This window comes from Rahnella selenatireducens (genome assembly GCF_046449555.1).
Taxonomy (GTDB): domain Bacteria; phylum Pseudomonadota; class Gammaproteobacteria; order Enterobacterales; family Enterobacteriaceae; genus Rahnella; species Rahnella selenatireducens.
Genome location: NZ_JBKEZJ010000019.1, coordinates 14562 through 34919 on the forward strand (window position 1 = coordinate 14562; position 20358 = coordinate 34919).

20 protein-coding genes are annotated in these 20358 nt (G+C 51.8%); 9 read left to right on the forward strand and 11 right to left on the reverse strand.

All coding sequences use genetic code 11. From position 1 onward, the window contains the following. The first annotated feature begins 35 nt into the window (after positions 1-35). The 4 genes from nhaB (at position 36) to iraP (ending at position 4031) form a co-directional block, all read left to right on the forward strand. The gene (gene nhaB, locus ACLBVC_RS21935; protein WP_410151385.1) at positions 36-1559 is read left to right on the forward strand and encodes a sodium/proton antiporter NhaB; all 1524 of its coding nucleotides are present in this window, start codon (positions 36-38) and stop codon (positions 1557-1559) included. A 182-nt stretch (positions 1560-1741) separates the two neighbouring features. Then, positions 1742-2272 (forward strand): disulfide bond formation protein DsbB, encoded by a 531-nt coding sequence (gene dsbB / locus ACLBVC_RS21940; protein ID WP_410151386.1) that lies wholly within the window; start codon positions 1742-1744, stop codon positions 2270-2272. A 159-nt stretch (positions 2273-2431) separates the two neighbouring features. Continuing rightward, entirely contained in the window at positions 2432-3556 is a 1125-nt protein-coding gene (locus tag ACLBVC_RS21945) for an AI-2E family transporter (protein WP_410151387.1), read from the forward strand. A gap of 133 nt (positions 3557-3689) precedes the next feature. After that, positions 3690-4031, forward strand: a complete 342-nt coding sequence (iraP, locus tag ACLBVC_RS21950) for an anti-adapter protein IraP (protein WP_152327073.1) — start codon at positions 3690-3692, stop codon at positions 4029-4031. A gap of 323 nt (positions 4032-4354) precedes the next feature. Here the strand turns inward: iraP and ACLBVC_RS21955 are convergent, their stop codons facing one another. The 4 genes from ACLBVC_RS21955 to ACLBVC_RS21970 all read right to left on the reverse strand — a co-directional run bounded on the left by ACLBVC_RS21955 (position 4355) and on the right by ACLBVC_RS21970 (position 7160). Then, positions 4355-4804 carry a YcgN family cysteine cluster protein gene (locus ACLBVC_RS21955; RefSeq protein WP_101080018.1) on the reverse strand — a complete coding sequence of 150 codons (450 nt, stop codon included), beginning with the start codon at positions 4802-4804 and terminating at the stop codon, positions 4355-4357. 106 nt (positions 4805-4910) lie between these two features. After that, complete coding sequence (locus ACLBVC_RS21960) at positions 4911-5567, reverse strand: fumarylacetoacetate hydrolase family protein (RefSeq protein ID WP_410151388.1); 657 nt, start codon at positions 5565-5567, stop codon at positions 4911-4913. 22 nt (positions 5568-5589) lie between these two features. Further along, a complete protein-coding gene (locus tag ACLBVC_RS21965; RefSeq protein ID WP_410151389.1) occupies positions 5590-6765 on the reverse strand; it encodes a lytic murein transglycosylase in 1176 nt (391 codons plus the stop codon). 122 nt (positions 6766-6887) lie between these two features. After that, entirely contained in the window at positions 6888-7160 is a 273-nt protein-coding gene (locus ACLBVC_RS21970; RefSeq protein ID WP_410151390.1) for a YcgL domain-containing protein, read from the reverse strand. 136 nt (positions 7161-7296) lie between these two features. Between ACLBVC_RS21970 and minC the strand changes: the two genes are divergently transcribed. The 3 genes from minC to minE are packed head-to-tail and all read left to right on the forward strand — an operon-like array spanning position 7297 to position 9102. Then, positions 7297-7986 carry a septum site-determining protein MinC gene (gene minC, locus ACLBVC_RS21975; RefSeq protein WP_410151391.1) on the forward strand — a complete coding sequence of 230 codons (690 nt, stop codon included), beginning with the start codon at positions 7297-7299 and terminating at the stop codon, positions 7984-7986. Between the two features lie 24 nt (positions 7987-8010). Further along, positions 8011-8823, forward strand: coding sequence for a septum site-determining protein MinD (gene minD, locus ACLBVC_RS21980; RefSeq protein ID WP_410151392.1), 813 nt, complete (start codon positions 8011-8013; stop codon positions 8821-8823). 3 nt (positions 8824-8826) lie between these two features. Beyond that, on the forward strand, positions 8827-9102 hold the full coding sequence (gene minE, locus ACLBVC_RS21985; protein WP_104921763.1) for a cell division topological specificity factor MinE: 276 nt from the start codon (positions 8827-8829) through the stop codon (positions 9100-9102). 351 nt (positions 9103-9453) lie between these two features. Here the strand turns inward: minE and rnd are convergent, their stop codons facing one another. From rnd to ACLBVC_RS22010, 5 genes are all read right to left on the reverse strand, one after another. Beyond that, entirely contained in the window at positions 9454-10575 is a 1122-nt protein-coding gene (gene rnd / locus ACLBVC_RS21990; RefSeq protein ID WP_410151393.1) for a ribonuclease D, read from the reverse strand. A 92-nt stretch (positions 10576-10667) separates the two neighbouring features. Beyond that, the gene (fadD, locus tag ACLBVC_RS21995) at positions 10668-12365 is read right to left on the reverse strand and encodes a long-chain-fatty-acid--CoA ligase FadD (protein WP_410151394.1); all 1698 of its coding nucleotides are present in this window, start codon (positions 12363-12365) and stop codon (positions 10668-10670) included. Between the two features lie 335 nt (positions 12366-12700). Continuing rightward, entirely contained in the window at positions 12701-13333 is a 633-nt protein-coding gene (locus ACLBVC_RS22000; protein WP_410151395.1) for a Slp family lipoprotein, read from the reverse strand. 62 nt (positions 13334-13395) lie between these two features. Then, on the reverse strand, positions 13396-14097 hold the full coding sequence (tsaB, locus tag ACLBVC_RS22005; RefSeq protein ID WP_410151396.1) for a tRNA (adenosine(37)-N6)-threonylcarbamoyltransferase complex dimerization subunit type 1 TsaB: 702 nt from the start codon (positions 14095-14097) through the stop codon (positions 13396-13398). Between the two features lie 72 nt (positions 14098-14169). After that, the gene (locus ACLBVC_RS22010) at positions 14170-16083 is read right to left on the reverse strand and encodes an ATP-dependent DNA helicase (protein WP_195815242.1); all 1914 of its coding nucleotides are present in this window, start codon (positions 16081-16083) and stop codon (positions 14170-14172) included. A gap of 144 nt (positions 16084-16227) precedes the next feature. Here ACLBVC_RS22010 and ACLBVC_RS22015 point away from each other — a divergent pair, with 144 nt between their 5' ends. Then, on the forward strand, positions 16228-16572 hold the full coding sequence (locus ACLBVC_RS22015; protein WP_410151397.1) for a RidA family protein: 345 nt from the start codon (positions 16228-16230) through the stop codon (positions 16570-16572). A gap of 179 nt (positions 16573-16751) precedes the next feature. Here ACLBVC_RS22015 and ACLBVC_RS22020 read toward each other — a convergent pair whose 3' ends face one another. Both ACLBVC_RS22020 and zwf read right to left on the reverse strand, forming a co-directional pair. Next, the gene (locus ACLBVC_RS22020) at positions 16752-17393 is read right to left on the reverse strand and encodes a bifunctional 4-hydroxy-2-oxoglutarate aldolase/2-dehydro-3-deoxy-phosphogluconate aldolase (RefSeq protein WP_410151398.1); all 642 of its coding nucleotides are present in this window, start codon (positions 17391-17393) and stop codon (positions 16752-16754) included. A gap of 204 nt (positions 17394-17597) precedes the next feature. Continuing rightward, the gene (gene zwf, locus ACLBVC_RS22025; protein WP_152327060.1) at positions 17598-19073 is read right to left on the reverse strand and encodes a glucose-6-phosphate dehydrogenase; all 1476 of its coding nucleotides are present in this window, start codon (positions 19071-19073) and stop codon (positions 17598-17600) included. Positions 19074-19483: 410 nt separating this feature from the next. On the opposite strand from zwf, the gene ACLBVC_RS22030 reads away from it, so the two are divergent. Further along, entirely contained in the window at positions 19484-20353 is an 870-nt protein-coding gene (locus ACLBVC_RS22030; RefSeq protein ID WP_104924695.1) for a MurR/RpiR family transcriptional regulator, read from the forward strand. The last annotated feature ends 5 nt before the right edge of the window (positions 20354-20358 follow it).

Genomic DNA, 20358 nt, shown 5'->3' on the forward strand with positions numbered 1-20358 from the left:
CGCGATAAAATAACCATACAGGACCTTTGGGGAATATGGACACAACTTTCCGCCACGCATTTATTAAAAACTTTCTCGGGCAATCCCCTGGCTGGTACAAAATAGCCATTCTGGCCTTTCTGATTATTAACCCGCTGGTGTTCTTTCTGATCAGCCCTTTCTTAGCGGGCTGGTTACTGATGATCGAATTTATTTTTACGCTCGGTATGGCGCTCAAATGCTATCCGCTGCAACCGGGCGGCTTGCTGGCCATTGAAGCCGTGATGATAGGTATGACCAGTGCTGAAAGGGTTCGCGAAGAAGTGGCGGGCAATCTGGAAGTGATTTTGCTGCTGATTTTCATGGTCGCCGGTATCTACTTTATGAAACAGCTGCTTTTGACGGTTTTCACCAAACTTCTGCTAAACCTGCGCAATAAAATCGCCCTCTCGCTGGCGTTTTGTTTCGCCGCCGCTTTCCTTTCCGCCTTCCTGGATGCGCTGACGGTCATTGCCGTGGTCATCAGCGTTTCCGTAGGGTTTTATTCGATTTATCACAACGTCGCGTCCGCTCAGGGCGGAAATGCAGAAACCAGCGGCGTACTGGAACAGTTTCGCGCATTTTTACGCAGCCTGATGATGCACGCCGGTGTCGGCACCGCGCTGGGTGGTGTTATGACGATGGTCGGCGAACCACAGAACCTGATCATCGCAAAAGCCGCCGGATGGCAATTCACCGACTTTTTGATCCGCATGTCTCCCGTCAGCGTGCCGGTGTTTATCTGCGGTTTTATTGTCTGTGCGCTGCTCGAACGTTTCCGCCTGTTTGGTTATGGCGCACGGTTGCCACAACCGGTCTTCGAGGTTCTCAAAAAGTACGACCAGAAAAACACTGAAAACAGCACCCGCCAGGAACGTATCAAACTGACCGTTCAGGCGCTGATTGGCGTCTGGCTGATTTTCGCGCTGGCGTTTCATCTGGCCGAAGTCGGGCTGATCGGGCTGTCCGTAATTATCTTCGCAACGGCATTTTGCGGCGTGACGGACGAACATGCGATCGGCAAAGCGTTTCAGGATTCCCTGCCGTTTACCGCGCTGCTGGTGGTATTTTTTGCGGTAGTCGCCGTGATTGTCGATCAGCACTTATTCAGCCCGATTGTGAATTTCGTGCTGCAATCTGCGCCAGCCAATCAGCTTTCGCTATTCTATCTGTTCAACGGACTGCTTTCTTCCGTTTCCGATAATGTGTTTGTCGGCACTGTTTATATCAATGAAGCGAAATCCGCGCTCGAAAACGGTGCCATTAATCTGAAACAGTTTGAGATGCTGGCGGTCGCCATTAATACCGGCACAAACCTGCCTTCCGTCGCGACACCGAATGGTCAGGCGGCATTTCTGTTCCTGCTGACGTCAGCCCTTGCCCCGCTGATCCGCCTTTCGTATGGCCGGATGGTGTGGATGGCTCTGCCTTACACGATTGTGATGACGCTCGCAGGTCTGCTTTGTGTGCAATTCCTGCTGCCGGAAATAACGCAGTGGTACACCGACATGGGATGGCTGGCACTTTCCCCGTTACATTGACCGGCACGAGGATCAGGTCGGTAATTCTGTGCCTAAGCTTCGACTCAGAAAATAGCCGAATTTAAAGTCGAATTGTCCGATTTATATTAATTATTTACCGAATATTTATGGAGACAGGCTGGCAGCGGGGTCCAATTGGTTTACACTGCGTGTCAGTAGCTAACTGCAGGGAAAAAATTTCTATGTTGCAATATCTTAACCGTTGCTCGCAAGGCCGCGGTGCATGGCTTCTGATGGCTCTGACCGCTCTGGCGCTTGAGCTGGTTGCGTTGTATTTCCAACACGTGATGTTACTTAAACCGTGCGTCATGTGTATCTACGAACGGTGTGCGCTGATGGGCATACTGGCTGCGGGTGTTGTGGGCGCAATTGCTCCGGCGACCTGGTTGCGTTACGCCGGTATCCTTATCTGGCTTTACAGCGCATATGAAGGAATTCGCCTGTCATGGGAACATACTATGATTCAGCTGCACCCTTCTCCGTTCGCCACCTGCGATTTTGCAGCCCGCTTCCCGACCTGGTTGCCACTGGACAAATGGTTCCCGTGGATGTTCATTGCCAGCGGTGATTGTGCTGAGAAACAGTGGGAATTCCTGTCTCTGGGGATGCCTCAGTGGCTGGTCGTTGTCTTCAGCGTCTTTATGATCATCGGGATCCTGGTGTTACTGGCCCAGTTCGTAAAACCAAAACGTCGTGATTTGTTCGGCCGTTAATTACAGACATGTCGACGATAAAAGCGCCTCAGGGCGCTTTTTTTATGGCGTTTTTCAGAGGAAATGAAAAACACTACCGCACGAAAAAAGATCGATAGTTGTAAAAACGGCAATGAGTTCTATGCTACGAGAGCTAAAACGCTCAACAGAGGAAGAGATATGGTGGTTAAAGGGTTTTCAAAGGGTTTCTTTATTACGATCCTTTTCATTGTGACGTTGGCCTTCCTGGATGTATTAAGGCCTTACTATTCTTCCGTACTATGGGCGATTATTCTGGCGGTAATTTTTAATCCGATGAAAAAACGGCTGAAGCAATTTGTCGGTGACCGCAACGGCGTGATCTCACTGCTGACCGTGCTGATTATTTGCCTGATTGTCTTCACGCCACTGGCGATTATCACCTCTTCGCTGGCCATTGAGTTCAATACGGTTTACACCAAACTTCAGGGAAATGAATCGCAGCTGCCAACGCTGGTGTCGGACACTATCCATCATTTACCAAGGTGGGCGCGTCACTTCCTTGCGGACCACAATTTAGACAGCACGGCTGAGATTCAGAAAAAACTTTCAGACGTCGCGTTACAGGGCAGTCAGTATCTGGCAGGCAGCGTTTTCGTAATTGGTAAGAGCACATTCGGCTTTGTCGTCGGTTTCGGTATCATGCTGTATATTCTGTTCTTTCTGATTAAAGATGGCGCGTATCTGGTGAATCTGACGCTGGAAGCCCTGCCACTTTCACGCCATGTGAAACATCATTTGTTCATGAAGTTTGCCGCCGTTTCGCGTGCAACGGTGAAGGGCACAGTGGTTGTGGCAATCGTTCAGGGTGCGCTCGGCGGGCTGGCGTTCTACATTGCGGGACTCGATGGCAGCCTGCTGTGGGGCGCGCTGATGGCGTTTCTGTCGATCATCCCTGCGGTCGGTTCAGCGATCATTTGGGTTCCGGCAACGATCTACTTCTTCGCCTCCGGCATGTTGTGGCAGGGGATTTTCCTCATCGTCTTCTTCGTCGTGGTTATCGGTCTTGTCGATAATATTTTGCGACCACTGCTGGTTGGCAAAGACACCAAAATGCCGGATTACCTCATTCTGATCACCACGCTGGGCGGGATGGAAGTTTATGGTATCAACGGCTTTGTTATCGGTCCGCTGATTGCAGCCCTGTTCATCGCCTGCTGGAATATTCTTTCCGGGCGCGAGCATCAGAATAATACCGATATGATTGACGAAGACTTTATAGAAGAAGGGAAAAACCACCCGGACGCGGATAAAACCGCGCCGTAAACTGTTGCCGGTTTACTCCCATCAATGAGCGGCCTGTGCAGCCGCTCATTTTTTTCAAATTTTATTATGAAGATTTTCGAACCTGGCGTAGAAATGTGGAGGCGATTCAACATTTGTCTCTGAAGGGGTAGCAATGAAAAATATTATATTAAGCATGGTCGCAAAAATTTCCCGGATGGAGGTGGATGCAAAACAGCTGACCGCGCAGGTTGAAGCTCAGTCGCTTTTGCTGAGTGCTGTTTTCCTTACCGTGGGCAAAAATGGCGGTCCGCAGGAAGCCATCGAAAGCGTGAACAAAGCGATCAATTCCGTGCTGGATTCCGCAGATGATGTTCTTAAATCGGATGCCACACTTTTGTTTGAACAATTCCAGGCACTGATTGAAATTACCCGACTGATCGATAAAGCCGATCCGGAACTGGATGCGGAAGCGCTGAATGCATTAAATGGCGTCAGACCCGATTCAGAAATATAAAAATGAATGTATGATAAGTATTACGCCCTGGCGCTTGCCGGGGCTTTTTTATGTCTAAAATCAGAGGTGATAGCAAATATGGGGTTAGAACGTTTAAACAAACTCCCCGTTTGGGCCGTTTGGGTAATCTGCGTGACAGCCTGTGTCGCGTTCTGGGTTATTGCGGGAACGGTAGTCTACGGAATTTTTAAGTAAATCATTGCATCCCGATAACACGGGAGAGGCAGGGAATCAGAAGGATTTTGAACTCCACGTAGCGGGCCTGCCCCGTCTCTGCCCCACACTCTCACGCCTGAAATTCTTTCTTATTTCCTTTCAGTGAGTTATCTCGCCCAGCTTGGCTTATTCATAATGTGATCCTGCCAATCTTCCACGTCATCTTCGCGAACCGCAATATAACGCACGGAGATTTGCGCCGTATGCATCGCTGATTTAGAGGCTTTATTCAGCAGCGGGTGCCACGGAAGCAACGGACGACCTTCGCCAATCAGGCGATAAGCACACGTCGGCGGCAGCCAGTCAAAGGTGGTCAGGTTTTCGCGGGTCAGCTTGATGCAGTCCTCTTCAAGCGTAAAACGGCGCTCGTAGTTACGACACTGACAGGATTTGATATTGAGCTGGTTACAGGCAACGTTGGTGAAGTAAATTTCTTCGGTATCTTCATCAATCAGCTTATGTAAGCAGCATTGCCCGCAACCGTCGCACAATGCTTCCCATTCTTCGTCAGTCATTTCAGACAACGTTTTTTGCTGCCAAAAAGCGGGTTCAGTCATAATGTGCATCCGGTATAAATAAAATGAGGGTGCTTATATAGACGCTTTAGCCTGCAGATGCAAGTAAAGCCGCCGGAAAGCTGCTCCGGCGGAGAGAGGGTATGTTTCAGATCACGCGGGTTGAAACAGACTTACCGTTAAGTGTAGCCACAATTTCGTCACCCGCTTTCAGCGGCCCGACGCCTTGCGGGGTACCGGTCAGAATGATGTCGCCTGCACGCAGCGTGAAATAACGGCTCATGTAGGCAATGAGCGGCAATAGTGGCGTTAACATGTTGCGGGTATTCCCCTCCTGCCGCATTTCGCCATTTACCAGCAGATGCAAATCAGCCTGCTGCGCATCACCAAATTCACTCACCGGAATAAATCCGCTGATCGGGCAGGAACCGTCGAAGCCTTTGGCTTTTTCCCACGGCTGCCCCGCCGCTTTGAATTTTGTCTGCAAATCGCGCAGCGTTAAATCCAGCGCCAGCGCATAACCGGCGATGGCATTGGCAACGCGATCTTCCGTGGCTTGTTTGAGCGGTGTGCCGATTAGCACGGCCAGCTCAACTTCGTGATGTACCGCACCCAGATCTTTCGGGATCGCGAGCGGCTGACGGATATCGCACAGCGCCGTTTCCGGTTTGATAAATACCACCGGTTCGGCGGAAATCTGACTGCCCATTTCTTTGATGTGATCGGCATAGTTGTTGCCCACACACACGACTTTGTTCACCGGGAAATCCAGTAACGCGCCATGCCAGTCTCTGTGTTGATACATACAGCCACTCCTTTTAGAAAAATCAGCCGCTGAACGGATTGCGCGGAGCTGGCGCTAACGGTGCGGAAGGCGCAGACGCGCCAGTCGGAGCGGCTTCACCTGAAACAACCGACGCCTGCGAGCCCATGATGCCATCCGCCATCATGCCGATGCTCAGTGCGAAATAGGTTGAACGGTTCCAATGCATGATAGTACGGAAGTTATCGTAAACCAGGAATGCGCGCCCTTGCGTATCATCCGGTGTGATAATCCATGCGCGGGTTGCCGTGGATGCCAGCGGGCTGCCATCTGTCTGTGTGACGCCCCTTTGCTGCCAGTAACTGGCGGGATGCATCTGGTTGTTTTTCAGGCCTGCCAGACTACCGTCAAAGCCTGCTGGCAATTTCACTTCCTGTCCCCAGCCATGATCGCGTTTCCAGCCTTCTTTCGACAGGTAATTCGCGGTAGACGCAAAGACATCATCGGTATTTTTCCAGATATCGATTTTGCCGTCGCCGTTGCCGTCGGCGCCGTAATTCAGGTAGGACGTCGGCATAAACTGCGACTGCCCCATCGCACCGGCCCAGGAGCCTTTCATCATGTCAGCTGTTGCATGACCTGAATCGACGATTTTGAGCGCTGCCATAAATTCTTTGGTAAAGAACGCTTCACGACGCCCCTCAAAGGCCAGCGTCGCCAGCGCGGAGAAGACATCTTCCTTGCCCTGAATTTTGCCGAAGCTGCTTTCCATCGCCCACAGTGCCACGATGTATTGCGGCTGAACGCCATAACGGTCGCTGACCTGCTGAAGTGCAGGTAAATTATTCTGGTATTGCGTCTGGCCCTGTTTGATTTTCCACTCCGGCAAGACGCGGGTCAGATAATCATCAAGCGTGATTTTCTTTTCCAGCTGGTTGCGATCGGAGTTAATCACACGGTCAACAAAATGAATGTTCGCGAAAGTAGCGTCGATGGTTTGCTGGCTGATGCCCTGCGCCAGAGCCTGCGCTTTCAGTTTTTCTACATACGCGGGGAACTCTGCGGGGTCTCTTCCCTGTTCTGCCAGCGATGTTTTGCCGGGCGTAGCAGCCGGAGCGGCGGCTGAAGGTTGTGTCGTTGCCGCAGCCTGCGGCGTAGTTTGTCCTGAGGTTGCCTTCTGCGCTGCACAACCGCTAAGAATAATCAGCGGGGTTAACACGGCCAGTGCCGACAATTTCATCAAATTCTTCCTTATCACATCTGCAAATGGATCATCGCTGTAAGCTTTGAGTACTCCAGCGATGATTGCAAGTCATGACGTCCGAAAGTGCGTGAAATGCCGAAACAAATGTCAGGAATGCGTTATTTACTCGCGTCAGTCAGATGAATATTCAATAAACTTTCTACCGGCGGTGGAACCTGCAGATAATATCCCTGTTCTTCGAGAGCCTGACGCACTTTTGAAATATCCGCTGACGCTAATTTTTCGCGTCCGGCCAGATTGAGCATCATTGAGAACTGTGGCACACCAAAACCTTTGAGTAATTCTTCAGGCACACGAGAGAAATCGTCTTTTTTTTCGACATACAGATAAGTTTGGTCGCGTTTAGTACTTCTATAGATCACACAAAGCATTTTTTTAACTCTATTTTATTGAAACGGTGGCTTGCCTAGATATAACTGTAACTATAACATGCTTAACGTACATCGGAATATCGCCCCCCGAGTGGTATTCCGGGGATTTAGAGTTGCTGAGACTGAGTCAGGATAGATGTCACAATCGCCAATAGAACTAAAAGGCAGCAGTTTTACCTTATCGGTTGTTCATTTACATAGTTCACAACCGGAGGTTATTTATCAGGCATTACAGGAAAAAGTGGAGCAAGCTCCGGCCTTTTTGAAGAATGCCCCTGTTGTTATCAACGTTGCCTCGCTGAGCGGCGAAGCAAACTGGAAAGACATTCAACAGGCTGTCGCTTCTGCAGGTTTTCGCGTTGTGGGCATCAGTGGTTGTAAAGACGAAGGGCAAAAACGCGCACTTTCCCGCACCGGTTTGCCGCTGCTCAGTGAAGGCCGCGCCCAGCGCATCGCCGCAGAACCACCGGTTCCTGTCGTGCCCGACAATGCTCCGGCGAAAACCCGCATTGTCAGTACTCCGGTCAGATCCGGCCAACAAATTTACGCCCGTAACAGCGATCTTATCGTGACCAGTAGTGTCAGCGCAGGTGCGGAACTGATTGCCGATGGCAATATCCACATCTACGGTATGATGCGTGGAAGAGCGCTGGCTGGTGCAGCAGGTGATGCAAATTGTCAGATTTTTTGCACCCATTTAGGCGCTGAACTAGTCTCTATCGCAGGGCAATACTGGCTGAGTGATCAAATCCCGACCGATTACCTCGGTCAGGCCGCGCGCCTCAGCCTGATAAATAATGTGTTAACCATACAACCTTTAAACTAAGCCCTTTCGACAAGGAATCCATTCATGGCACGCATCATAGTTGTTACATCGGGTAAAGGGGGCGTTGGCAAGACCACTTCAAGCGCGGCCATTGCTACCGGTTTAGCTCAAAAAGGTAAAAAGACCGTTGTTATCGATTTCGATATCGGTCTGCGTAATCTCGATCTGATTATGGGCTGTGAGCGCCGCGTGGTTTATGATTTCGTCAACGTGATCCAGGGTGATGCCACGCTGAATCAGGCGCTTATCAAAGATAAACGCACTGAAAACCTGTTTATTCTTCCGGCTTCGCAAACCCGTGATAAAGACGCACTGACCCGCGAAGGCGTAGAAAAGATCCTTAATGATCTTGCCGAAATGGAATTTGACTTCGTGGTTTGCGATTCCCCTGCGGGTATCGAAACTGGCGCATTAATGGCGCTGTATTTTGCCGACGAAGCGGTCATTACGACCAACCCGGAAGTTTCTTCCGTCCGTGACTCCGACCGCATTTTGGGCATTTTGTCTTCAAAATCCCGTCGTGCGGAACAGGGCTTAGACCCTATCAAAGAACATCTGCTTCTCACCCGTTACAACCCGGGCCGTGTCAGCCGTGGCGACATGCTGAGCATGGAAGATGTGCTGGAAATCCTGCGTATTCCTCTGATCGGTGTTATTCCTGAAGACCAGTCCGTACTGCGTGCGTCCAACCAGGGCGAACCGGTCATTCTGGATCAGGAATCTGATGCAGGGAAAGCGTACGACGATACCGTTAGCCGTCTGCTTGGTGAAGAACGTGCGTTCCGTTTTATTGAGGAAGAGAAGAAGAGTTTCCTGAAACGCCTTTTTGGGGGATAAACCATGGCATTGTTAGATTTCTTTCTGTCCCGCAAAAAATCGACAGCCAATATAGCCAAGGAACGGCTACAGATCATCGTAGCCGAACGGCGTCGAGGGGATAGTGAACCATCGTATCTACCTGATTTGAAACGCGATATTTTGGCGGTCATCTGTAAGTACATCAAGATTGACCCCGAAATGTTGCAGGTTCAGTTCGAGCAAAAAGGTGACGATATTTCCGTACTGGAACTTAACGTCACCTTGCCAGAGTCAGAATCGGAAGAAGCGCCTAAATGACATCAGTCTGCTTACAGGTGTTTTTTTCAGCATAGCGCCCCCTGTTTCATCAGGGGGCTACTAAATCACTGCCCTGTTCCCTGCCATAAGAAATATTTCTTCCGCCCTCACTACTGTATATATTGCCACTAAATAGATTGTCCCGTGCCCTGTTCTCTTTATTATCCAAAATTATGATTAAGACTCATCCCATTCAGAGTGGCTAATAATATCCTTAGTGTGATTACATAAGCCGATCTCAATCCTTCACTATTATTTGGATATGCACATATATGCAAAAATAAAAGGCGGAGAAAATCTCCGCCTTTTATTTTGTTTTTCTGTCCCGCTATTTTAAGCGCAGCAGGCCAATCAATATTGACTGAGAATTTCGTTAAGCCCTTCCGCCAGAAGTTTTCCTCTCCAGCCGCTGATTAATTCCGGTTGTGATTCTTTCTCTTTTAACTTCCAGTGGCGGCTCAATAACTGATTAATCTGCCGGCGCGAGGCCAGCAGCTCGACGCTTAATCCGCTCTCTTCACTCACGGTCTGGATCAGCGCTTTGATGTCTTTGAAGACTTTGCGGTAACCCGGCTGATCAATCAGATTTGCAATCGGGGCAGGTAAATCGTCTTCTGGCAATGCCTCAGACTCTTCCACCAGCGCCAGCAACGTGCGGCCATGGTAACGGATTTCCGGGCCGCTCAGGCCAAGCGCTTCCAGCTCACCCAGCGATTTAGGCTGATAGCGGGCTACCTGCCAGAGGTTTTCTTCACGCACCACAAAGTTGACGGCCAGGTCACGCTGACGCGCCTGATTGAGGCGCCAGGCGGCCAGCAACTTCAGACAACCCAGCTGACGTGGACGCAACTGGAACGCATTGCCAATTTCCAGATAGGCCAGTTCAGGTTGCAGAACTTCTTTACGACGGCGGCACAACGCCAGACATTCGTCCTGTGCCGCATCCATCCAGCCCGCTTCTTCGGTTTCACGCATCAGCTGATCGGCAAGTGGCAGAAGATACCAGACATCGGCAGCGGCATAGACACACTGCTTTTCGCTTAGAGGACGGGCAATCCAGTCGGTGCGCGATTCGCTTTTATCCAGTTCAACACCGGTCGTTTCTGCCACCAGACGGGCAAACCCGCAAGACAGCGGACGTCCGCTAAAGGCGGCAAGAATTTGCGTATCTATCAGCGGAGAAGGCATCACGCCAAAAGCGTTGAGGAACACTTCCAGATCTTCACTACCGGCATGGAGGAATTTCACGACATCAGGATTGACCAGCAAATCGATAAAAGGCTGCCAGGCGGTAATCGGCAGCGGATCAATCAGCGTCAGACGTTCACCGTCATACAACTGGATGAGCCCGAGTTGCGGGTAATAAGTGCGAGTACGAACGAATTCGGTATCCAGCGCGATTTTACTGTGCGCTTTGGCCTGAAGACAAACCTGCTCCAGCGCGTCATTGGTCGTGATCAACTGATAATTCAAATCTTAATTCTCTTAATATTAATGCGTTATAACGTGACAACGCCGGACAGATCCGGCGTTGAGAGTGACCATCACAGCGCAGCGGGCAAACGTTACGCCGCATCCTGCTTCGGATCGTCCTTCGGTTTTGCCTGCTCATCGCGAAGCTCGCGTCTGAGGATCTTACCGACATTTGACTTCGGTAACTCATCGCGAAATTCAACAATCTTCGGTACTTTGTAACCGGTTAATAACCGGCGGCAATGCGCCAGAAGTTCTTCGCTGGTCAGTGACGGGTCTTTCTTCACCACGCAAATTTTGACGATTTCACCCGATGACTCGTTTGGCACACCAATGGCGGCAACTTCGAGCACCTTGTCATGTTGTGAAACCACCTCTTCAATCTCGTTGGGATAGACGTTGAAACCGGACACCAGAATCATGTCTTTTTTACGATCAACAATCCGCAAAAAGCCCTGCTCGTCCACTGTAACGATATCGCCCGTCGATAACCAGCCATCTTTTAGCACCTCATCGGTCGCCGAAGGCCGTTGCCAGTAGCCCAGCATCACCTGCGGCCCGCGCACCCACAGCTCTCCGGGTTGACCCGGCGCAACATCCTGGCCGTTATCGTCCACCAGACGCACTTCCGTAGACGGCACTGGTAAACCGATGCTACCGCTGTAATGTTTCAGGTCGTACGGATTGCCCGCGACCAGCGGCGAGCACTCCGTCAGGCCATAACCCTCCAGCAAATGCTTGCCGGTCAGCTTTTCCCATTTATCGGCAACCGATTTCTGCACCGACATTCCGCCGCCGACCGAAAGGCGCAGTGTCGAGAAATCCAGTTCACGGAAATCTTCATTATTGAGCAGCGCGTTGAAGAGCGTATTCACCCCGCTGATGGCGGTGAACGGATATTTCGACAGCTCTTTCACCATGCCCGGCACGTCACGCGGATTGGTAATCAGCAGGCTTTTGCCCCCCAGTTCGAGGAACAACAGGCAGTTCACCGTCAGCGCAAAGATGTGATAGAGCGGGAGTGCCGTCACCACCAGTTCATGGCCCGGTTGCAGCAACGGTGAGTACGCTGCTTTTGCCTGCTCCAGATTGGCCTGCATGTTCCGGTGCGTCAGCATCGCGCCTTTCGCCACACCGGTTGTTCCGCCGGTATATTGCAAAAATGCCAGATCATCATTGATGATATCGGGTTTGATATATTGCAAACGACGCCCGTATTGCAGGGCACTGCGGAAGGAAATCGCGTTCGGGAGGTGATATTTAGGCACCAACCGTTTGACGTATTTGACAACAAAATTAACCAGCGTGCCTTTTGCCGCAGAAAGTTGATCGCCCATACGGGTCAGGATCACGTGCTTAACCTGCGTTTTGTAGACCACTTTTTCCAGCGTATGGGCAAAGTTGGACACAATCACGATGGCGCTGGCGCCGCTGTCATTAAGCTGATGTTCCAGCTCGCGCGGCGTATACAGCGGGTTGACGTTCACGACGACCATGCCTGCGCGCAATACGCCAAACAGCGCAATCGGATATTGCAGCAGATTAGGCATCATCAGGGCGACGCGATCGCCTTTTTTCAGCCCTAACTGGTTTTGCAGATAAGCCGCAAAAGCACGACTACGCTCCTCAAGTTTGCGGAACGTCATGACCTCGCCCATGTTGATAAACGCCGGGCTGTCAGCATAGCGCAGCGTGGCGTTCTCAAACATCTCGACCAGCGAGCTGTAGCGGTCTGGGTCGATGTTCTCGGGAACATCTGCCGGATAACGTTTTAGCCAAACCTTTTCCAAGGTATCACTCCTGAAATCATGTACTGTTGCCATCTCAATTTGACGAGTTTTATCACGTCTTTAACAATATTTTAACTCAGCTTACCAGTTGTGTTTTAAACAATGTCGAGGTTGAGAGGCGGGTCACTTTTTCTGTGCCCTTCGTTAGCCACACCGTCCATGGTTTAAAAAGAAAAAGGCGGCAATTAAGCCGCCTTAACAACGATCTTGTCTGACATTACTTTTTCGGCGGCGGTGGCACCGGATGAGCCGGAGGTGCCTTCATTACGGCCTGAGGTGGTGGCCCTTTCAGAGGGAATCCACCGTGTGGCGGTGACGCGCCGTGGTCATGCCGGTTATTCGGTGACGACGCTCTGGACCCGTGCGGGCCCCATGTCATACCAGCCGGGACCCCAACCGGGCCCAAACCCTCGCCCCCAGCTGTCGTACGGTCCCCCGTATCCCCAGCCCCACGGGCCTATCGGCTGAGGCGGCATCACCACCTGTTGCTCGATACGCCAGCGTTTATAACTGTTGACGTTGATTGTCACGAAATCATAGGACGTCTGCCCTACTGTGCCTTTTTCAACACCGGTGATCGGGCCAACCACGGTCACGAGCTGATTGCGGTAATCCACCGGATCGACGAAACCGTTGATGTAGGCCATGATGCGGCCACGAGACGCCGCGCCAAGAATAGGTCGTGCGCCGTCATCAAGCGGCATTGTGGCGATTTCGAGACGTGTTTTATTCTGCAAATTGGTGACAGTCACCACTTTGCCGCCAAAACGCGACTCCTGCCCGACATACAGGTTAGGTGCGCCCTGTACGGCCTGTAAATTCATTTGCGGTGTTGCCGTGGTTCCGCGGATTTCATCCGGAACGGTGACACATCCTGACAACACCAGAACGTTCAGCGCGACAGCGCTGAACGCCCATTTCTTACCTGTCTGAACCGAAAACTGCTGGACTGCTGACCACTTACGCATTGTGATGACTCCTGTGCATACTTTTATTTTTGACCACTTTTAAGTACACAAGTTGCGGTAACTTACCGGCCCGGCAGCTTTTTCCACGTAACTTCGTTACGCAGATAAGTGGGTTCAGCATCCTCAGGATTAACGCGAACACCGTTTTCCCAGAGCTGGAGCGCCAGCGGCAGCATATCTTCCGCGTGCGGCAGTAACATTTTGCCATCAAATAATTCTGCAACCGGAGATTCACCCAGCAAATGTGGATAGGCTTCCCAGCCGGTGCCGACGGTCGCAAAACGCCCCGTCAGAGAAGCGGCCTGCCCGATAAGTTGTTCAGGTTTGATCACTTTCTCGGTGTTTTCACCACTCCAGACGCCCTGAGCGTTCCGGGAAAACTCGCCCCAGTACACTTCGCCCATACGCGCATCGATGGCGGCCAGCACGTTTTCAGCGCCGGTCTGGCGGTAACCGCCCTGCGCCATGGTCTGTAAGGTGGAAACCGGCAGAAGAGGCAGTTCAGCGCCCAGCGACAATCCCTGCGCCATGCCGATACCGATACGCACGCCGGTAAAACTGCCCGGCCCGCGACCAAAGGCCAGCGCATCGAGCTGAGTGAGCGTCAGGCCCGCTTCGGCGAGGATCTGCTGCACCATCGGCAAAATACGCTGCGTATGTTCGCGGGCGCAGAGTTCAAAATGAGCGAGCGTTTCGCCCTCATTGTATAGCGCAACCGAACAGGCTTCTGTCGCCGTATCAATTGCTAAAATTCGCGTGGACATGCCAAACCTCAGGCGGGGAAATGAATAAGTTAGGGCCTTTTTTCGGGGCGCTATCCTAACATAACGTGAAGGCTATTTCTGCTCTTCCACGTTCTGTAAAAAGCGTATCGCTTGTGCAAGATCACGTGTACGCGGCGTCGGCGGCAAACTGTTGAGGAAAACTTCGCCATACGGGCGCATGACCAGACGGTTGTCGCAAATCACCATCACGCCGCGGTCATCGGTGTCGCGGATCAGACGCCCGACGCCTTGTTTGAGCGTAATGACCGCATCCGGTAATTGTACGTCATTAAACGGATCACCGCCGCGCAAACGACAATCTTCAATGCGCGCTTTCAGCAGCGGATCGTCCGGCGAGGTAAACGGTAATTTATCGATAATGACGCACGACAGCGCGTCGCCGCGAACGTCAACGCCTTCCCAGAAACTGCTGGTTGCTACCAGTAACGCATTGCCTGCTTCGACAAACTGCGCCAGTAACTGGCCTTTGCTGGTTTCGCCCTGCAACAACACCGGCAGCGTAAGGCTGGCGCGGAATTCTTCTGCCAGCTCACGCATCATTTTGTGCGACGTACATAGGAAGAAACAACGGCCTTTGTTGGCTTCGATCAGCGGTCGCAACATACGCGCCAGTTGCTTGGAACTGCCCTGACCGTTCGACTCAGGCAGGAAGCGTGGCACACACAGCAGCGCCTGTTTGGCATAATCAAACGGGCTGGGCAGCAGCAATGTTTCGGCCTCATCCAGCCCGAGACGTTCGGTGAAATGATGTAACTGATCGTTCACTGACAGCGTGGCTGAAGTGAAAATCCACGCGCCCGGTTTTTCTTTCATCATTTCGCTGAATTTATCGGTCACTGACAGCGGCGTCAGTGCCAGAACGAAATGGCGGGAGTTACATTCGTACCAGTAGCTGTAGCCGGGAATCGATACATCTTTAAGGCGCTTGAGACGGTTGCGGTACAGCGTGGCGCGTTCGAAGGCTGCGTCCAGCAAGGCTGAACGTCCGAGAGAGAGTTTGACCACGTCGTAGCAAAGCTCCAGCGCGTCATCGAGTAGTAAAAGCGCGCGCTGAATGGCAGGCTGGCTGAGCACATCGCGCAGATTGCCGCGAAAACCCGGCTCACCGAGCGCCAGACGGAAATCCATCGTGCTCTGGCTCAGGCGGTCGGCGCTTTTCTGTAACTGCACCGAATCACGCACTTCCGTGCGGTACGCGATGGTGATGTCTTTCGCCATATCCAGCAACTGACGGCTGGTCACCTGCTGACCAAAATACTGGCTGGCGATATCGGGGATCTGATGGGCTTCGTCGAAAATCATTACGTCGGCCTGCGGGATAAGCTCACCGAAGCCGCTCTCTTTGACCACCATATCGGCCATAAAAAGGTGATGGTTAACAACCACGACGTCAGCGTCCATCGCCTTACGGCGGGCCTTGACAACGAAACATTCTTTGTACAGCGGACAGTCACTCCCCAGACAGTTATCGTTAGTGCTGGTCACCAGCGGCCAGACAAAGCTGTCTTCCGGCACTACGGTACAGGTGCTGATATCGCCCTCTTCCGTACTGCTCGACCAGTGCCGCAGATGCGCCAGTTCGCTGAGCGCCTGACTGGCGAGATCGCCACCGGAAAGTGATTGTTGCTCCAGACGTTCCAGACACAAATAGTTAGAACGCCCTTTGAGCAATGCCAGACGGCCTTTAAATTGCAGCGCAGAAGCGACTTTCGGCAGGTCACGGGAATAGAGCTGATCTTGTAAATTTTTCGAGCCGGTAGAAATGATGACTTTTTTGCCCGAACGTAATGCCGGTGCGAGGTAGGCGTAGGTTTTCCCGGTTCCGGTTCCGGCCTCGACGACCAGCCCCTGTTTCCCGCTGATGGCTTTACTGACGGCCTGCGCCATCAGACGCTGCGGTTCACGGGGTTTGAAACCTTCAATTTTCTGCGCCAGGGCGCCGTCTGTTGCAAAATCGTCTGTCACTGAATCTCTCTACCTGTACGGATCAGCAGTGATTATGCCAACCGAATGCCCTCACCGCTACCGTCATCTGCCAATCCAACGCCGCGAACCTTTGTGATACCCTTACCGCCATCAATAAAAAGTGACTAACAGGAGCACAACAGTATGACTATCGAACGGATCCGACCTGAGCCACGCATGTCCGATGTGGTTATCCACAACGGGACCATTTACTACACGGCGGTGCCGGAAAATCTGGATGCGAATGCGAAAGATCAGACCGCTGAAACGCTGGCCATCATCGATGCCGTGCTGACAGAAGCCGGTTCCGACAAGAGCAAAATTCTCGATGCCACGCTGTTTCTGGTTCACAAGGAAGATTTTCCGGCAATGAACGAAGCCTGGGATGCGTGGGTGTCTCCGGGTAACGCGCCGGTTCGCTGCACCGTGCAGGCCAACCTGATGAACCCGAAATACAAAATCGAAATTAAGATCATCGCCGCACGCTAAGCGCCGGATCTCAGAGATAAAAAAAACCTCCCGCGGGAGGTTTTCACATTTTGAAATATCCTAAAACATTAGGATCGCATCAAGACGGCAACTGAGTGTATCCCCGGGAACATACATACAGTATGTGACCGGAATTGCGAGGAAAGCCAACGCAGAGGCGGTCCGAAAGATGAGGGGGATTACGCTTTTGCGCCCGCAACGGCTTCTTTTGCCAGCTGTGTGATGCGCGCGTAATCGCCGCTTTCCAGCGCGTCCGCAGGCACCAGCCATGAACCGCCAATGCACAGCACGCTTTTCAGTGCCAGATAATCACGGTAGTTCGCCGGTGAAATCCCACCAGTCGGGCAGAAACGCACTTGCGGGAACGGACCGGCAATCGCCTGCAACGCTTTCACGCCGCCGTTAGCTTCCGCCGGGAAGAATTTGAATTCACGCAGACCGGCATCCAGCCCCATCATCAGTTCTGATACGGTGCAAATCCCCGGAATCAGCGGGATAGAACCGGCGTTTGCCGCTTTCAGCAAAGCGTCTGTCAGGCCAGGGCTGATTGCAAACTGAGCGCCCGCTTCGGTGACTTCAGCCAGTTGCTCAGGATTGAGAACGGTGCCCGCACCAATAATGGCGTCCGGCACTTCTTTGGCAATCGCACGGATTGCGTCCATCGCACAGGCGGTACGCAGCGTCACTTCCAGCACCCGCACACCACCGGCAACCAGCGCTTTCGCCAGCGGAACGGCGTGTTCCAGTTTGTTGATAACAATCACAGGAACAACCGGCCCTGAGGTCAGAATTTGTTCCGCGCTTGTTTTCCAGTTTTTCATCTTGTTCTCCGTTCATGCCCGCAGGCACCGTTGTGATTGATGGCGCGCCCCTGCCACAGGGTCTGGCAACTTTTCAAAAAGAAAAAACGTTGTCAGAAACCGACCACACCCGATTCGACGAGATACTACTATTCCTAACTGCTAAAAGAATTGATGTGTCATAAAAAAACGCTGCACAGGCAGCGTTTTTTAAAGGATTACCGGTTACTCAAACTCGTTCCAGGAACGGCCGTCACGGGTAATCATGGCCACAGAAGCCACCGGCCCCCATGTGCCGGACTGATACGGTTTTGGTGCTTCGCTTTCCGCCGCCCAAGCATTCATGATGGAGTCGACCCATTTCCAGGCTTCTTCCACTTCGTCACGGCGTACGAACAGCGCCTGGATCCCACGCATGGTTTCCAGCAGCAGACGCTCGTAGGCATCAGCGATGTGTTGCTCGTTGAAGGTTTCGGTGAAGCTCAGGTCCAGTTTGGTTGTCTGCAAACGATGTTTGTGTTCCAGACCCGGAACCTTGTTCAGCACTTCGATTTCGATACCTTCGTCCGGTTGCAGACGAATGGTCAGTTTGTTCTGCGGCAACTGCTGATAAGAATCGCGGAACAGGTTCAGCGCCGGGCTCTTAAAGTACACCACAACTTCTGAACATTTGGTCGGCAGACGTTTACCGGTACGCAGGTAGAACGGCACGCCAGCCCACTGCCAGTTGTCGATATCCACACGGATAGACACAAAGGTTTCGGTGCTGCTGGTTTTTTTCGCACCTTCTTCTTCCAGATAGCCCGGCACTTTTTTGCCTTGAACGAAACCGGCGGTGTACTGGCCACGCACAGTGTTTTCGCGCACATTTGACTGGTCGATGCGGCGCAGCGAACGCAGAACTTTCACTTTTTCATCACGAATACGGTCGGTGCTCAGATCCGCCGGAGGCGACATGGCAATCATGGTCAAAATTTGCAGCAAGTGGTTCTGGATCATGTCGCGCATCTGGCCCGCGTCATCGAAATAACCCCAGCGGCCTTCGATACCCACTTCTTCAGCCACGGTGATCTGCACGTGATCGATAGTGCGGTTATCCCAGTTACTGGCAAACAGGTTGTTGGCAAAACGCAGCGCCAGCAGGTTCAGTACCGTTTCTTTACCCAGATAATGGTCGATACGGTAAACCTGAGATTCGGCGAAATATTCCGCTACCTGATCGTTGATGACCTGAGAAGACTCCAGAGAGTGGCCCAGCGGTTTTTCCATCACAACGCGCGCAGGTTCTTTGTTCAGCCCTGCTTCACCCAGACCACGACAAATCGCACCGAAGTGGCTTGGCGCAATCGCAAAGTAGTTAATGGTGGCGCGGTTTTGCTGATCAAGCATTTTGCCCAGCACTTTGAAATGCTTCAGATCGTTGACATCAAGGTTACAGAAATCAAGACGGGCACTGAGTTTATCCCACAGTTCCGGATCAATTTTTTCTTTCATGAAGGTGGTCAGTGCTTCTTTAACCACTTCGGTATAGGCCGCTTTGTCCCATTCCGCACGCCCAACACCAATGATGCGGGTGTCAGGGTGAATGTGACCTGCTTTCTCTAACTGATACAGGGAAGGCAACAGCTTACGACGCGCAAGATCGCCTTTTGCACCGAAAATTACCAGATCACAAGCCTGGGCTGTCTGAGTTACCGCCATGTTCTTCTCCTCAATGCAGGAATACCTAATCTATTTCTGGTTGCCTTTGCGTGAGCTGCAACTCGAATTATCTCGGGTACATATTGTAATTTTATTTCAGCAACAATGTACTCTGATTGCCAGTAAGCCGTAAACCTTGATCTGACAGCGTGATAACCTGCTGATAAAACCCTGTTTTTATCATACGTATTCCAGACGCACGAAAAACAAACCGCATCCTGTAATTTTATGACAAAACTGAACAGAATTTACCATACTGAAAGTTAGATCTCGGTCAAACTCTGACAAAAAAAGCCGTAAATTCGCCTGACTGACGCTGCCAACGGCCTGAGGCGCGTAGTATATTTTCATCAAATCAGAACGATTTCCTCTTTTCATAGAAATCGTTGAAACCTATGAGTGGCATGCTTATGAATACATTGGAAAAAATCCAGACCAGCCTTGACATTCTGAGCAAGTCAGAACGCAAAGTTGCAGAAGTTATCCTCGCATCGCCGCACATTGCTATTCATTCCAGTATTGCCACTCTCGCCCGTATGGCCGACGTCAGTGAACCTACTGTAAACCGTTTTTGCCGACGTCTCGACACAAAAGGGTTTCCAGATTTTAAACTGCATCTGGCACAAAGTCTGGCAAACGGTACGCCTTATGTGAACCGTAACGTGGATGAAAGCGACAGCGTCAGCGCTTACACTAGTAAAATATTTGAATCTGCGATGGCCAGCCTCGATCAGGTGAAAAACACCCTGGACATCGCCGCCATCAACCGCGCCGTCGATTTACTCACGCAGGCCAAGAAGATTTCTTTCTTCGGGCTGGGGGCCTCCGCCGCCGTCGCGCATGATGCCATGAATAAGTTTTTCCGCTTCAATATTCCCGTGGTCTACTTCGATGACATCGTCATGCAGCGCATGAGTTGCATGAATTCCAGCGAAGGCGATGTTGTTGTGCTGATTTCTCACACCGGACGCACCAAAAATCTGGTGGAACTCGCGCAGCTTGCCCGCGAAAACGATGCCACAGTCATTGCGATCACCTCTTTTAATACGCCGCTGGCGCACGAGGCCACCCTCGCACTGCTGCTCGATGTCCCCGAAGATACCGACGTTTATATGCCGATGGTCTCGCGGATTGCACAACTGACGCTGATCGACGTGCTGGCCACCGGTTTTACCTTGCGCCGTGGCGCAAAATTCAGAGATAACCTGAAGCGGGTCAAAGAAGCGTTGAAAGAATCGCGCTTTGATAAGGGTATTGTCGTTCCTAACCTGCTGGAATGACGTCA

What these genes read in the sequence shown, in the direction of transcription:
- nhaB (WP_410151385.1), top strand. Translation starts at nt 36, where the DNA reads ATGGACACAACTTTCCGCCACGCATTTATTAAAAACTTTCTCGGGCAA.
- dsbB (WP_410151386.1), top strand. Translation starts at nt 1,742, where the DNA reads ATGTTGCAATATCTTAACCGTTGCTCGCAAGGCCGCGGTGCATGGCTT.
- ACLBVC_RS21945 (WP_410151387.1), top strand. Translation starts at nt 2,432, where the DNA reads ATGGTGGTTAAAGGGTTTTCAAAGGGTTTCTTTATTACGATCCTTTTC.
- iraP (WP_152327073.1), top strand. Translation starts at nt 3,690, where the DNA reads ATGAAAAATATTATATTAAGCATGGTCGCAAAAATTTCCCGGATGGAG.
- ACLBVC_RS21955 (WP_101080018.1), bottom strand. Translation starts at nt 4,804, where the DNA reads ATGACTGAACCCGCTTTTTGGCAGCAAAAAACGTTGTCTGAAATGACT.
- ACLBVC_RS21960 (WP_410151388.1), bottom strand. Translation starts at nt 5,567, where the DNA reads ATGTATCAACACAGAGACTGGCATGGCGCGTTACTGGATTTCCCGGTG.
- ACLBVC_RS21965 (WP_410151389.1), bottom strand. Translation starts at nt 6,765, where the DNA reads ATGAAATTGTCGGCACTGGCCGTGTTAACCCCGCTGATTATTCTTAGC.
- ACLBVC_RS21970 (WP_410151390.1), bottom strand. Translation starts at nt 7,160, where the DNA reads ATGCTTTGTGTGATCTATAGAAGTACTAAACGCGACCAAACTTATCTG.
- minC (WP_410151391.1), top strand. Translation starts at nt 7,297, where the DNA reads ATGTCACAATCGCCAATAGAACTAAAAGGCAGCAGTTTTACCTTATCG.
- minD (WP_410151392.1), top strand. Translation starts at nt 8,011, where the DNA reads ATGGCACGCATCATAGTTGTTACATCGGGTAAAGGGGGCGTTGGCAAG.
- minE (WP_104921763.1), top strand. Translation starts at nt 8,827, where the DNA reads ATGGCATTGTTAGATTTCTTTCTGTCCCGCAAAAAATCGACAGCCAAT.
- ACLBVC_RS22000 (WP_410151395.1), bottom strand. Translation starts at nt 13,333, where the DNA reads ATGCGTAAGTGGTCAGCAGTCCAGCAGTTTTCGGTTCAGACAGGTAAG.
- tsaB (WP_410151396.1), bottom strand. Translation starts at nt 14,097, where the DNA reads ATGTCCACGCGAATTTTAGCAATTGATACGGCGACAGAAGCCTGTTCG.
- ACLBVC_RS22015 (WP_410151397.1), top strand. Translation starts at nt 16,228, where the DNA reads ATGACTATCGAACGGATCCGACCTGAGCCACGCATGTCCGATGTGGTT.
- ACLBVC_RS22020 (WP_410151398.1), bottom strand. Translation starts at nt 17,393, where the DNA reads ATGAAAAACTGGAAAACAAGCGCGGAACAAATTCTGACCTCAGGGCCG.
- zwf (WP_152327060.1), bottom strand. Translation starts at nt 19,073, where the DNA reads ATGGCGGTAACTCAGACAGCCCAGGCTTGTGATCTGGTAATTTTCGGT.
- ACLBVC_RS22030 (WP_104924695.1), top strand. Translation starts at nt 19,484, where the DNA reads ATGAATACATTGGAAAAAATCCAGACCAGCCTTGACATTCTGAGCAAG.